General features: G+C 64.6%; 8 protein-coding genes. 6 read left to right on the top strand and 2 right to left on the bottom strand.

Features of this window, described 5'->3' with window-relative positions:
- Positions 1–77: 77 nt before the first annotated feature.
- Positions 78–500 carry a BrxA/BrxB family bacilliredoxin gene (locus Q5H89_RS07565; protein ID WP_305018681.1) on the bottom strand — a complete coding sequence of 141 codons (423 nt, stop codon included), beginning with the start codon at positions 498–500 and terminating at the stop codon, positions 78–80.
- 297 nt (positions 501–797) lie between these two features.
- On the opposite strand from Q5H89_RS07565, the gene Q5H89_RS07560 reads away from it, so the two are divergent.
- The 4 genes from Q5H89_RS07560 to Q5H89_RS07545 all read left to right on the top strand — a co-directional run bounded on the left by Q5H89_RS07560 (position 798) and on the right by Q5H89_RS07545 (position 9,982).
- Positions 798–4,592, top strand: a complete 3,795-nt coding sequence (locus Q5H89_RS07560; RefSeq protein ID WP_305018680.1) for a PKD domain-containing protein — start codon at positions 798–800, stop codon at positions 4,590–4,592.
- Between the two features lie 216 nt (positions 4,593–4,808).
- Positions 4,809–8,423 (top strand): hybrid sensor histidine kinase/response regulator, encoded by a 3,615-nt coding sequence (locus Q5H89_RS07555; protein WP_305018679.1) that lies wholly within the window; start codon positions 4,809–4,811, stop codon positions 8,421–8,423.
- Positions 8,424–8,550: 127 nt separating this feature from the next.
- Complete coding sequence (locus Q5H89_RS07550) at positions 8,551–9,309, top strand: LytR/AlgR family response regulator transcription factor (RefSeq protein WP_305018678.1); 759 nt, start codon at positions 8,551–8,553, stop codon at positions 9,307–9,309.
- A gap of 49 nt (positions 9,310–9,358) precedes the next feature.
- A complete protein-coding gene (locus Q5H89_RS07545; protein WP_305018677.1) occupies positions 9,359–9,982 on the top strand; it encodes a PKD domain-containing protein in 624 nt (207 codons plus the stop codon).
- Positions 9,983–9,991: 9 nt separating this feature from the next.
- Here the strand turns inward: Q5H89_RS07545 and Q5H89_RS07540 are convergent, their stop codons facing one another.
- A complete protein-coding gene (locus Q5H89_RS07540; protein ID WP_305018676.1) occupies positions 9,992–11,455 on the bottom strand; it encodes a hypothetical protein in 1,464 nt (487 codons plus the stop codon).
- Between the two features lie 409 nt (positions 11,456–11,864).
- Here Q5H89_RS07540 and Q5H89_RS07535 point away from each other — a divergent pair, with 409 nt between their 5' ends.
- Positions 11,865–12,257: a hypothetical protein gene (locus Q5H89_RS07535; RefSeq protein WP_305018675.1), complete on the top strand. Its 393-nt coding sequence runs from the start codon at positions 11,865–11,867 to the stop codon at positions 12,255–12,257.
- Positions 12,258–12,580: 323 nt separating this feature from the next.
- The gene (locus Q5H89_RS07530; protein ID WP_305018674.1) at positions 12,581–14,086 is read left to right on the top strand and encodes an ABC transporter substrate-binding protein; all 1,506 of its coding nucleotides are present in this window, start codon (positions 12,581–12,583) and stop codon (positions 14,084–14,086) included.
- Position 14,087 lies beyond the last annotated feature (1 nt).

Genomic DNA, 14,087 nt, shown 5'->3' with positions numbered 1-14,087 from the left:
AAATAAACGGCTCCCAACCACCGTCAGGAGCCGTCCACAAAATCCGTGAAATCCGCTAAAATCCGCGTAATCCGTGATTAGCAGTACTCTTCGAACGCACCTTGCAGGTTGTTCACAATGCGCATGAGGTCTGAGCCCTCGATGTGGTAGCGCTCAATCATGTGCACAAGCTCGCCATCCTTGAAGAGGCCGATGCAGGGCGAGGAAGGCGGGTAGGGCAGCAGGTGCTCGCGCATTTTGGCGACGGCGTCGGTTTCCATGCCGGCAAAAACGGTTACGAGCTTACCGGGCTTTTTGTCGGCGCTGGCCAGGGCCAGCTTGAGAGCCGGGCGAGCCTTGGCGGCGGCACAGCCGCACACCGAGTTTACGGCCACCAGCACGGTGCCTTCGGTATCGGCGAGAGCCGCGTCTACTTCCTGCGGCGACATCAGTTGCTCGAAGCCCGCCTCCACCAGGTCCTGGCGGATGGGGGCTACCATATATTCGGGGTAAACAGCCATGATTGAATAAATAAAAGTGCGCGGCACCCGTGCCGCTCGTACAAAATTACGGCCTAGCGGGTGCCGCCTGCTATAATTCGGCAACCGGGCAAAAAGTTTAATCAGCAGTTCACTCGGCACTTGCGGCGGCAATGGTCGGCTCAACTACCGAACTGGGCGACGTTAGGCCCATACTAAGCCAGCAAGTGCCCGCAACAGGCCCCAGCGCCGCAATCGGGTGAATTAATTTAGCCGGACCCCGCGTTGGCAGTACTACTGCTTTAATTGGCTATCCACTAGCTTTTTCGTGTTTTTTGCATGAGTTTTTCTATTTCTACTACCTACCGGCGGCTGGCCGCGACTGGGCTTGTAGCCTGGGCTACCCTAGGCCAAGCTGCCTGGGCCCAAACGGGTGGCGCACCAGCTCCTACAGCTCGCCGCCTGGCGGCCACCCGGGTGGGCAATCACACCCAGGCGCCTCTCATCACGGCCCAGCCCACCGACCACGGCTCGCGCCTGGGCGGCGAGTTGCAGCGCCTCTACCGCCAGCAGGCGGGCGCGGCGGCGCGTACTACCCCCGATGCACCGGCGGCGCTGCGAGCCAATTTTCCGCGCCTAAAATTCAACAAGGAAACCTCGGCGGTGCTGGTGCGCATTACGGCGCAGGATGTGAACGCCCTGCTGCCGGGCCTCGCTAGCCGGGGCTTTCAGGTGGTGGCCGCCTACCCCGAGTTGCACTTTGTGGAAGGCCTGCTGCCGCTGAGCCAGCTGGCGCCCGGCAGCCAGGGCATTGAGGGGCTGGTGGGCCGCGGCCTGCTAGGCGTGCTGCCCACCCTGAAGCCCCAGACGCACGGTGGCCGCGTAACGAGCCAGGCCGACGATGCCCTGGAAGCGGCCCGCGCCCGCGCCACGCGCCCCGGCCTGGTATCGGGCAAGGGCGTGCGCATTGGGGTGATGAGCGACTCCTTTAACTCAAAGGATGGGGCGGCGGCCGACGTGGCGGCGGGCGACCTGCCGGCCGGCGTGCAGGTGCTGCAAGACCTGACCGATGAGCAGGGCGGCAGCGACGAGGGCCGGGCCATGAGCCAACTCATCTACGACCTGGCGCCGGGCGTGGGGCTGGCGTTCAGCAGCGTGTATTTTGGGGAAGGCAACTTTGCCCAGCAGGTGCTGGCGCTGGCCGACCCGGCCAGGGGCAACTGCCAGATACTGGTGGATGACATTGCCTATTTCGGCGAGCCGTTTTACCAGGATGGCGTTATTGCACAGGCTATCAACCAGGTAGTGGCGCAGCGGGGCGTGGCCTACTTCTCGGCGGCTGGCAACGAGGCCGACCAGAGCTACGAAAACAACGCGCCGCAATTTGTGCAGGCCACCATCGGCAGCAAGGCGGCAGCCCGGCTCAACTTCGACGTTTCGGGCGCGACTACCGACGTGACGCAACGCATCACGCTCACCAACGGCCAGGAGTTTTTTCCGACCCTCGAATGGTCGGACCCCTACTACACGGCTAGCGGCGTGAAAACGGACCTCGACATGTACCTGATTGCCGTGCGCAACGGCGTGGCGGCCGATACGGTGGCCCGCTCCGACGATAATAACCTGCTGTCGCAGACGCCGCTCGAAATTCTGGATTACGTCAATGATGTATCCAGCAGCAGCACCACGGCGTTCGATTTCGTTGTTGTGCGCCGGGCCAACACCGCCAACCCGGCCCGCCTAAAATACGTGGACAACGGCAGCTACGGCGCCACCGAGTGGAAAACGAGCAGCCCCACCATTGTGGGCCACCCGGCGGCGGCCAGCGCCCAGGCCGTGGCCGCCGTGCCCTACACCAACCAGCGCACGGCCGAATATTTCACCTCCAAGGGCGGCGCCATGCCCTTTCTGTTTGGGCCCACGGGCACGCCGCTAGCCGCCGTGGAGTACCGCCAGAAGCCCGACATTGCGTCTATCGACGGCACCGACACCAGTTTTTTCGGGGCCGAATACAGCGGCTCCGATACCGAAAGCAACGGCTTTCCTAACTTCTACGGCACTTCGGCGGCGGCTCCGCACGCGGCGGCGGCAGCGGCGCTGCTGCGCGAAACAGCCCCGGGCCTCACGCCGACCCAGGTGTATAGCCGCCTGGTGGGCTCGGCGCGCCTCATCGGTGCCTCGGCTACTGATGCCTACACCGGGCCGGGGCTGCTCGATGCCTACACGGCCATTTACGGGCCGGTGGTGGCACAGGCGCCCCCCGCCGTGCAGGACCTTGAGAAAGGCGCGCTACCCCCTAGCTGGCTGGTGAACAGCACCGGCGCGGGCCGGGTGGAGGTGCGCACCACGCTAGGGCCGGCCTCGGGCCTTTACCATCTGGTGCTGGATGCGCCTTTTACCGGCTCGTCGGCCAGCCGTAGCCTCAATGAGGTGACGTGGTACCTGAGCGGCACCGCCGGGGCCAGCCTGCAGCTCACCTTTCGGGAGCGTAAGCTGGCCGGCGAAACCGACGAGACCATGCCCACGCAGTTCAGCACCCGCAGCAACACCGACGGCGTGGCCCTGAGCGCCGACGGCGGCACCACCTGGTACCGCCTCGTGGACCTGACGGGCACCAACGCCACCACCACGTACCAGACCAAAACCGTCAACCTGAGCCAGTTTGCCACTGCCAACGGCCTCACGCTGAGCAACGATGTGCGGATTCGCTTTCAGCAGTACAGCGGGGCCATTGCCTCGGCGGCGGTGGCTAGCCAGCGCGGACGGCTTTTTGATGACATTGCCGTGACGAGCACCGTGGCGGCGCCCATTCCGCTGTACACGGCCGTGCCCACGGTGGGCTGCCCGGGCCTCACGGTGGCCTTTAGCGATACTTCGGCCCTGCGGCCTACGGCCTGGAACTGGACTTTTCCCGGCGGCACGCCGGCCACCTCTACCTTGCGCAACCCCACGGTGGTGTACAATGCGCCCGGCCACTACGGCGTGACGCTGAGCGTGAGCAATGCCAACGGCACGGCCGCCCGCACCGACACGGGCGTGGTGTTTATCTACGGCCGTGCGCCGGTGGCGGTGCCCACCGCCAGCCGCGCCAGCGTGTGCCCAGGCGGCGTAGTCACGTTTAGCAGCACGGCCAGCTATTGCCCCGCAGCCTACGCCTGGAGCTTTCCGGGGGGCTCGCCGGGCAGCGCCACGGTGGCTAGCCCAGGGGCTGTCACGTATGCCACGGCCGGCACCTACACCGCCACGCTGGTAGTCAGCAATGCCTACGGCAGCACTACCTACTCGCTGCCCGTGGAGGTGACGGCGGGCCGAACCATTCCGTTTGCCGAGAATTTCGACGCCTCGCTAGCCCTGCCCACGGGCTGGACCCTGGTGAATCCCGATGGGCAATACGCCTGGGCCGTGCGCGATACCACCATCAACCGTCAGGGCGTGCGCAGCCACGTGCTACGGGCGCCGTTTGCCTTCGATGCCAACGTGGGCGAGCGCGATGCCGTGTACACCCCGGCCCTCAACCTGACGGGCGTCGGCCTGCCCACGCTGCTCTTCGACGTGGCCTACGCCACTTTTACCGACAGCAACACGGCCAAGATATCGGCCGATTCGCTCATTGTGCAGGTGGCCGATGCCTGCACCGGGGCCGTGCTAGGCCGCCCCTACGCCAAAGGCCAGGCCACGCTGCCCACCGCCAATACCCGCGACTATTTATTCATCCCCACCTCGGCCGCCGACTGGCGCCAGGAGCGCATCGACCTGACGCCCTACGCCGGGCGCAGCGTAGTGCTGCGCTTTGTGGGGTATAATAATTTTGGCAACTCGCTGTATATCGACAATGTGCAGGTGGGCGGCAACCTGCTGGCCCTCACCACCGCCGCGGCCGCCGTGGGCCTCGAAGCCTGGCCCAACCCTACCCCGGCCGGCAGCAGCCTGCGCGTGCGGCTGCCCGCCTTCACGGGCGCCGTGAGCCTGCGCCTGGTCGATAACCTGGGCCGGGTAGTGTGGCACGAGCAGGTGCAGCAAACCGGCACTACCCTCGAGCGCACCGTGCCGCCGGGCTTGGCCCCGGGCCTCTACAACCTGCTGTATGCCCCGGCCGGTGGCACGCCCGCCGCACGGCGTATCGTGTTTGAGTAGCCGGCGCCAGCTGAGCACAAGGCGTGGAAGGGCCGGGCACTGGTTGCCCGGCTCTTTTACGTGGCTCGCCAGGCCGGGCCAGTAGTTTACCGGCAATATGACGGGCTTTACCGAGGTCCAGGCCCTGGCTGGCCAAATTTACTTAGCCTCGACCGGGACCACTAGCTAACTTGCGTTCTAGGGCATTTTTGGCTTTGGTGCGCTAGTTTTATCGCTGTGTTTTCTTGTATTATTTCTGGGCTGCGCCGCTGGGGCGGGCTTTTAGTAGTGGCCCTGCTGCTGGGGCTACGGCCGGGGCACGCCGCCCCGGGGCCGCAGGCCTTTGTGCGGCAGTTTGGGCCGGCCGAGGGGCTAGCCCAGCCCTTTATCTACTGCCTGCTGCAAGACCGCCAGGGCTACCTCTGGCTGGGCACCGCCGAGGGCCTGGTGCGCTACGACGGCAGCCGCTTCGTGACCCTGACCACCCGCGACGGGCTAGCCGACAACTTCGTAACCGGCCTCTGGCAAGACCCCGCCAGCGGGGCCCTGTGGGCCACCCACGCCCAGGGCAGCCGCTCGGTGCAGCTGGCTGCTAACCAAGGCTTTCGTCCAGCTTCCGCTAGCCTGCCCGGCGGCCCGCCGCCTGGCCGTTTGGGGGCCGTTGCGCCCGATACCGCCCGCCTCGGCGCCTACCAGCGCCGCTACCACCTGGCGCTGCCCCCCGAGGTGGTGCCCACCTGCCTGCTCGAAGACCGCGAGGGCAACGCCTGGCTTGGCACCGCCGGCCAGGGCCTCTGGCTGCACGCCGACCGCTTTCTGAGCCTGTGGCCCAAGCTCGCGGGCCCGGCTGGCGTGCCCCTTGCTTTAGCGAGCTGGCAAAGGGCAGCGTGGGCCACTTTTACTGGCTCGCCCTACTACCAGTTTCGGAATGCGGGCCCGGCGGTTATGGTCGGCAATTGGCGCCAGCCACCCCCACCAGGCGAATCGGCGACCGCTCTACTAGCCCGCCCCGTAGGCCAGGGTGGCGGTTTTTGGGTCGGCACTGCGATGGCCGGTGTACACGCCGTGCCTGCACCAGGCCAGCCATTCCAGTCAATTCCGGGCCTTACCCAAAGCCTGGGCTCGGCCGTGACGGCGCTGGCCTACGCGCCGGGCGCGGGCCTGTGGGTGGGCACGGCGGCCGATGGCGTGTACCTGCTGCCCGATAAGTCGCCGGCTAGCCCCCAGCCCGCCGTGCAGCACTTCACCACTGCCAATGGTCTGCTGCACAACAGCATCACAGCGTTGCTGGCCGACCATACTGGCCGCGTGTGGGTGGGCGGCCACAACACGGGGCTAGCCATCTGGGAGCCGGCGCGGCAGCATTTCAGCTACCTCAAGCTGAATGCCGTTGGCCTCGACGCCAGCGCCCTGGCCGAAGATGCGGCCGGCACTATCTGGGTGGGCACCGAGGGCCAGGGCCTGTACTGCCGGCCGGCCAGCGGCCGCTGGCAGCATCTCGGCAAAGCCAGCGGCACCCTGCCCAACGACTTCCTCACGGCCCTGCTGCCCCTGCCCGCGCCGCTGGCCGGCACCCTGCTGCTGGTGCACCCCCAGGGCCTGAGCCTGCTCGATAACCGCCACGTAGCCATGCCCCTCACGGCCCCCGACGACCTGCTGGCCCAGGGCAACCTGCCTACTACGGCCTTGGCCGCGGGCGTGGCCTGGGTAGGCACCCGCACCGGCCAGCTGCGCCTCGACCTGGCCACCCTGGCCCGCCTGCGGCCCGGCCATGCCCCCGCGCCGCCCCTAGCCATCGGCGGGGTAGAGGTGGATGGCGAAAGCCGGCTGGGCGCGCTGGGCGAGCTGCCGGCCGGGCCGCACCGCATCCGCTTTACCTTCCAGGGCATTAGCCTGGCGCCGGGGGGCGCGGGGGGCCTGCAGTACCGCTACCGCCTGCGGGGCCTGGCCGACGAGTGGAGCCACCCCAGCGCGCTGGGCGAGGCGCAGCTGGTGGGCCTCGGCCCCGGCCAGTATGTGCTGGAGGCGCAGGTGCGCCGCACCGCGCCGGGCGCCGCCTGGGGGCCGGCGGCCCGGTGCACCTTTGGCATTGCCACGCCGTGGTGGCGCACGCCGCTGGCCCTGGCCCTGGCCCTGGGGGCGGTGGTGGCGCTGGTAGTGGTAGTAGTGAGCGCCCGCGAGCGCGTGCTGCGCCGCCAGAAGCTGCAGCTCGAGCACACGGTGCGCGAGCGCACGAGCGAGCTGCGCCAGAAAAACCACGCCATTGAGCACATCAACGCCGAGCTGCTGGTGGCCCGCGATGCGGCCGAAGCCTCGCGCCGGGCCAAGGCCCAGTTTCTGGCCAACATGAGCCACGAAATCCGTACGCCCATGAATGCCGTTATTGGTCTTACCAATCTGCTGCAGCACACGCCTACTACTACCGAGCAGCACGAGTACCTCACGGCCATCGGCTCCTCTTCGCAAAATTTGCTGGTTATTCTCAACGACATCCTCGACTCGTCGAAGATGGAGGCGGGCAAGCTGACGCTTGAGCAGGTGGCCTTCCGGCTGCCCGAGGCCGTGCGCGGGCTCAGCACGCTGTTTCGCTACGCCGCCGATAGCAAGGGCCTAAGCCTGCGCGTAGACGTGGCCGAGGGCGTGCCCGAGGCCGTGCTGGGCGACCCCGTGCGCCTGCAGCAGGTACTCGTCAACCTCGTCAGCAACGCCCTCAAATTCACCCGCCAGGGCGGCGTATCGGTGCGCCTGGGGCTAGCCCCGGGCCCGGCCGCTGCGCCCGGCCACGTGGCGCTGCGCTTCGAGGTGCAGGACACGGGCATCGGCATTCCGAACAACAAGCTGGCGGCCATTTTCGAAGATTTTTCGCAGGCCAATGCCAGCACCACCCGCGAGTTTGGCGGCACGGGCCTGGGCCTGAGCATTGCCCGCAACCTGGTGCAGCTGCACGGCGGCCAACTGGGCGTGCGCAGCGCAGAAGGCGTGGGCTCCACGTTTGCCTTCGAGCTTACTTACCCCGTGGCCGAGGCCAGCCAGGCCAGCCCCGGCGCCCTGGCCGGCCCGCTGCCGCCCTTCGAGCCAGCCCTGCGCGTGCTCGTGGCCGAAGACAATAGCCTCAACCAACTGGTAGTGCGTAAAACCCTGGAAAAGTGGAATGTGCACGTCACCATTGCCGACAACGGCCGCCTGGCCGTGGAGCAGGTGCTAGCTGCCCCCGCGCCCTTCGACGCCGTGCTTATGGATGTGCAGATGCCCGAGCTGGATGGCTACGCCGCCACCCGCGCCCTGCGCCAGCACCACCCCGACCTGGCCCAGCTGCCCATTATCGGCCTCACGGCCTCGGTGCTGCCCGAAGACCGCAGCCTGGCCCTGGCCGCCGGCATGAACGACATTCTGGCCAAGCCCTTCGAGCCGGCCGCGCTCTATGCCCGGCTAGCCCACTTCACGGGCCGGCTGGCGGCCGAGGCGGCGCCCGGCCGCCCCGCGCCCGCCCCGGCCGCCCCGCCGCCCCCCAGCAAGCCCCCGGGGCTGCACCCCAGCTGGCAGCAGCTGGAAGAGCTGGCCGGCGGCAATGCCGGCTTCATCAGCCAGATTGTTAACACCTTCCTCACCGAAGCCCCGGCCCTGGAGCAGGTGCTGGCCGCCGCCTACCCCCACGACCCGCCCACGGTGGCTGCCACGGCCCACAAGCTAAAGGGGCAGGTGGCCTACTTTGGCGTGCCCGGCCTGCACGCCCAGCTCGACGAGCTGGAGCGTAGCGCGCGCCTGCCCGGCTGCCCCTACTGCGAACCCTTGTTGCAGACTGTGCAGCAGCAGCTTAGCCAGCTTTACCCGCAGTTGCAGGAGCGGGCCTGAGGCATCCGGCTAGCGCCAACCTATCGCTCACATTATTTAGCCGTCATTTCAGAAAATACCCATGCTTTATTGTCTGCCTAAGCCCTACATTTGCCTGGACTACTTACTTGTATTTTAACGTTACGCTATGCCTTATTCTACTCCTGAACTCAGCCCTACTATCACTACGCCGCTACGCTGCCTTGTGGTCGACGACGACCCCATGTCAGTACAAATCGTACGCACCTGCATCGGTAATACCCCCTTTCTGGCCGCAGCCGCGGCGTGCGGCAGCGCCATTGAGGCCGCCGAAATGCTGCGCACTCAGGAGTTCGATGTGTTGTTTCTGGATGTAGAAATGCCCATTATGTCGGGCCTCGACCTACTGCGCAGCCTGCCCAACCCGCCGCAGGTAGTGCTCATCACCAGCAGCCGGTCGTATGCCGTGCAGGCTTTCGAGTTTGCCGTGGCCGACTATCTGCTCAAGCCGTTATCGTACCCACGCTTTTTGCAGGCCGCCCAAAAGGTGCTGGAAACCATTACGACCCAGCGCACGGCCCCATCCGAATTCGACGGCCTAGTGCCCGCAAGCAGTGCCGAGTTCACCTTCGTGAAGGTAGACAACAAGCTGGTGCGCGTCGATTTTGCCGACGTGTTTTACGTTGAGGCCCTCGGCGACTACGTGCACCTCGTTACGAGCCGCAGCAAGCTCATCGTGTACAGCACCATGCGGGCCATTGAGGAGAAATTCCCGCCGCAGCGCTTCGTGCGGGTGCACCGCTCGTTCATCATTAACATCGACTACGTGCAAGCGCTGGAAGACAACTCCTTGCTGCTAAAGGAGAAGTATATCCCCATCGGCCAAACGTACATGCGCGGCCTGCTTCAGCGCCTCAACAAGCTGTAGCGCCTGCGAGCTGGGTGCTTCTCCTTTTTCTACGCTAACTCACTTTTTGGTGCGCATACTTTCTACTTTTTTACGGGCGGCCCTGGGCCTGGCCGCGGCCCTCGCCCTGCCCATCGTGGCCCACGCCCAGTACCCGGCGGCCGACCCTAGCGTGGTAGACTGCGGCCCGGTGCAGCCCGCCGAGCTGTGCGTCGATTTTGATGCCAGCCGCTCGGTAGACCCCGGCGCCGGCAACCTCGAATACCGCTGGAATATGGGCGATGGCACCACTCTCACGGGCCTCACCATCACGCACTGCTACAAAACGCGCGACCACTACAAGGTAACGCTCGACGTGGCCGTGCCCGCCACCGGCGAAGTGCGCCGCGCCGAGCGCACCTTCGACGTAGACCTTACGCGCAAGCCAGTGCTCAATTTCAGCGTGGGGCCCACCCTGAAAGCCCGCGTGGGCCAGCCCGTGACTTTCGATGCGCTCGATTCGGTCCTGCCCGACTGCCAGTCGGTAGTAGTGGTGTGGGACTTTCGCGATGGCTACACCCAGCAGGGGCGCCGCGCCGAGCACACGTTTCGCAAGGCCGGCCGCTTTGCCGTGCGCATGAGCCTGCGCGGCTACGGCCCCGGCTCGTGCGCCGCCAGCAACTGCGTCAGCCAGGAGGTAGTAGTAGAGCCCTAGGCCAGCTATTTACTGAGGCGTGCCTTGCGATAATATTCTCATTATCAGCAGCCAAAGGTTTTCGTAGGGTATAATCTCCACTTCCGCGTCGGCATCCCGCGTTAGGGTAGCCTGCTGCAGCGTGCGTAGCAGCGGCTGGCCACGCTGGGCTAGCTTGGCGGGGTCGAAGTCGGCCTCGGGCAGCAGCAGCAGCAGTCGCAAAAACGTGCGGCTGCGCAGCGTGGCCGCGTCGCGCAGGTGGCGCTGCTGGTACTTGCGCAGGCGTTCCAGCCGCACCAGCACGGGCTCCAGCAGCCGCTCTTGCAGGTAGTGCACCAACTGAAATATCAGAATAGCTACGTTATGGCCCCGCTTGTCGCGGCTGTATTCGGGCACCGTGAGTGCCGCAAACACGGCCAGTTGATTGCGCCGGCGCGGCAGCACCTGCTCGCTAGGCAGCACCAGCTCGGTATAGGCCTCCAATAGCTCCCAGCGCTCAAGGGCAGCCGGGCGCAGCTTGCCATACGAAGGGTTTTTGTGGGCCATGTGCAGTAGGCGCATGGCCTGCTCGTATTCGCCCGCGTGCAGGGCCAGCAGCAGGTAGTGCTCGTAGAAATAAAACCAGTTGCTGGACGTGGGGTGAATGGTTTCGGCAAACGCCTCGGCCAGCTTCAGGCCCTCTACCGGGCGGCGGCCGCGCAAATGCGCGTACACATTCATGAAGTGATTGAAACGCTGGTCGAACCGCCGGGCATTGATGGTGCCCGCCGCCAGCTGGGCCGAGGCCCGCTGCGTTTGCAGAATTATTTCCTGGTAGTGCCCGGCTAGCCCCGCTTCAATCAAACGCACCCGGTACAGCGCAATAAATGTCCCGAAGGTGCCCGCCGCCTGGTGTAATTCTTCGAGCCGCTTTAGGTAAGCAGGTAGCTTGGTTACTATTTCGTGGCGTTTGGCTACTGCGTCTTCTGCCCCTAGCTGCACGTCGAAAAATATTTTTTCTGCTTCGCGCTCATACTCAATTACCTGGCGCAGCCTTACCAACTCCTCCCCTAGCTTATCAAACTTGCTCTGCTGGCGCTGCTCGGCATAAATAGCCCGCAGCTTTTGGGAGGCCTGCTCCTCATAAGTGGTAAAATCTCCCTGTTCAGCAGCCCGTATGCAGCGCCGCAACAGGCGCTCGCTCAGCGAGTATTCGCCTTCCAGGTATAAAATGGTCGCTTTATGCAGTAAGTTCAGGCATTCAATCTCATAGCGACGCGACACCAGCAGGCGCGGGTCCGAATGGTCTAGAAAAAATAAGTGATTCAGCAGCTTGTCCTGCACCCGGGCGCGCAGCTGGCGCATCGCGGCTTGGTTGCTGGTCGAGTTTGTACCGTAAAGTGATTTAGTAAGCTGTAAAGCAGTCACTTCAGGGTTTATGGCTATCTCTTGCATCAGGCGCTCCTCCTTACCCAGGCGCGTGGCATCAAGGTCAAGCAGCGAACGCTGGCGCATCCGGCGCAATGTCACAATTCGCGCCAAATTTGCAATTTCTTTCATCAAAAAAGTGCCTCAGGAGCGTTTAAAGCCATTTTTTTACCAACATACCTACTTCAAAATGCTCGTACAAAAACTGGCTCATTATCCTTGTATCAACTGTTAGCTTGCCCAACCTTTGCATCTTGGAGTAGTGCGTGCAATTTATACGGTACGATGTCACATTTCGCTTTTTTTTTCGCACTACTCCCTTAGGAGTATCGACTAGCAAGCAACCAGTAGCGCTTTCTTTTCTTCACCCATCCTTAATTAATCCATTTCGCACTTGGATTAGTCCTTGTCACAGGCAGGCTGCCTCTTTCCTTTTGAGGGCTGAGCACCTAGAGGAGATTTGTATCAACAATTCACTCTAACAATCAACCCCGTCATGTTTCAGGTTCTCACTATCGCCCTCTTTCAGGTTTTCAGCTTCGCTACCCACTCTTCTTCTACTGCAGCCGTAGGCGGCTCGGGCTGGGGTGGTGGTGACGTGGCGGCCGTAGGCGGCTCGGGCTGGGGTGGCGGCGACGTGGCAGCCGTAGGCGGCTCGGGCTGGGGTGGCGGCGACGTGGCAGCCGTAGGTGGCTCGGGCTGGGGTGGCGGCGACGTAGCGGCTGTGGGCGGCTCGGGCTGGGGCGGCGGCGACGTAGCGGCTGTAGGTGGCTCGGGCTGGGGCGGTGGTGATGTGGCGGCTGTAGGTGGTTCAGGCTGGGGCGGTGGTGACGTGGCAGCCGTAGGTGGCTCGGGCTGGGGTGGCGGCGACGTGGCTATTATTGCCTAGCGTAGGCCTCGGCTAAGCCCGACTGCCAGCAATAACAATAGCTGGTGCTTGCCTAACTTGCCGACGACATTTTTTGCTGTCGTCAGTAGATGAGATATTTTTGGCTTGGTAGCCTGCTTGCGCTATTAACTAGCGCTTGTTCGACGACTCCTGCTCCTGAAGGTTTTGCTTCGGTTCGCACGCGCTGGGCCCGTGACCCCGAGACGCTCGACCCGCTAGCCCTTCCTAACCAAAATGCCGTTGATGCCAATAATTTACTTCATTTAGCGCTTCTACAGATTGATTATCAGCGCAATGCCTACGCCCCTGCGCTAGCCCAGGCTTTGCCGCGCGCGCACTGGCTCGGCGATTCGCTGGCCCTGCTCGATTATGAGCTGCGCGCAGTAGCTGCCTGGGATTCCGGCCAGCCCGTACTGGCCACCGACGTTGATTTCACCCTCAAGCTGATGCAGTGCCCGGGGCTGCCCAACGAAAACAGCCGGGCGCAGTTTGGCTTTATTCGCCAGGTGCGCATCGACCCGGCCAATCCGCGGCGCTTTTCGCTGCTGTGCCGCAGCCAGGGGCAGGAAATTCTTACCACTTCGGGTGATTTTTCGGTGCTGCCCGAGGCTAGCCTCGACCCCGGCCATACGCTACGAAGCTTTTCGCTGGCCACGCTGCAAGACTGGCCGGCCGGCCGCCCGCCCGCGCCCGCGGTAGCCGCACTGGTGCGGCGCTACCAGCAGGCCAATGCGGCCCGCCACCCCAACAATATTCCGGGCTGCGGCGCCTACCGCTTGGCGGCCTGGGAAACCAATCGCCAGCTGCGCTTTCAGCGCAAAAAACAGTGGTGGGGCGATAAGGTGCAGCCCACGCCGTTTGTGCTGCAGGCGCACCCCCGCGAGCTGGTATATTCTATTTTGCCGGATGACGCGGCGGCGGCCCTGGCGTTGCGGCGGCACGAGCTGGATATTTATCCGCAGGTGCCGGCCCGTATTTTTCGGCAGCTGCAAGCTTCCGCTACCGCCCAGCAGGATTTTGTGTTCTACACCACCCCGTCGTATGATATCCTGTCGGTGGGGTTTAACACACAGCGGCCGGCCCTGCGCGACAAGCGCACCCGCCAGGCGCTGAGCCGCTTACTCGACCCCGCCGGGCTTATGGCCGCAACGCAGCTTGGCCAGGGCAGCCGCACGGTGGGCCTGCTAGCCCCCGGCAGCCCCTTTTACAACGACAGCCTGCCGCTGCCGACCTACGCCCCTGCCCAGGCCGGGGCTTTGCTGCGCCAGGCGGGCTGGCAGCGCGGCGCCGACGGCCAGTGGCGGCAGCCCGGCGGCGCGCCGCTGGCTCTAACCGTGCGCTACCGGGCCGAAGAAACCACTTTTGCCACTGTGGGGCTGCAGCTGCGCGCGGCCGCCGCGCAGCTAGGCATTGCCATAACGCTGCTGCCATCGGAAAACTCAGTGGTGACTACCTGCCTCGAATCGGGCGATTTTGACTTGTATATCCGCCTGGTAAAAGGCACGCCGTTTGGCGTCAACTTCGCGCCCATTCTGCATACCGATGCCATCGGCACGGGTAATTTCCCGCGCTTTGGCCGTGCCGATACCGACCGGCTGCTCACGGCCATCTCGACCGAAGGCAACCTGGGCCGGAAGCGGCGGCTGCTCCGCCGCTTTCAGGTGATGCTGCGCGACGAAATGCCGATAATGCCCCTGTTTTTTCTGCCCTATCGCCTGGCGGCCAGTCGCCGGCTGCAGCACGTAGTGGCTTCGGGCATCAAGCCGGGCTACGCGGCCATGGCGCTTTCGTGGCCCACTACGCCCCCCGCGCCGGCGGGCCGGCCCTAGC

The sequence above is a fragment of the Hymenobacter cheonanensis genome (genome assembly GCF_030581075.1).
Taxonomy (GTDB): domain Bacteria; phylum Bacteroidota; class Bacteroidia; order Cytophagales; family Hymenobacteraceae; genus Hymenobacter.
The sequence above is the reverse complement of the archived record's forward strand: the minus strand, read 5'-3'. Positions and strand labels throughout refer to the sequence as shown.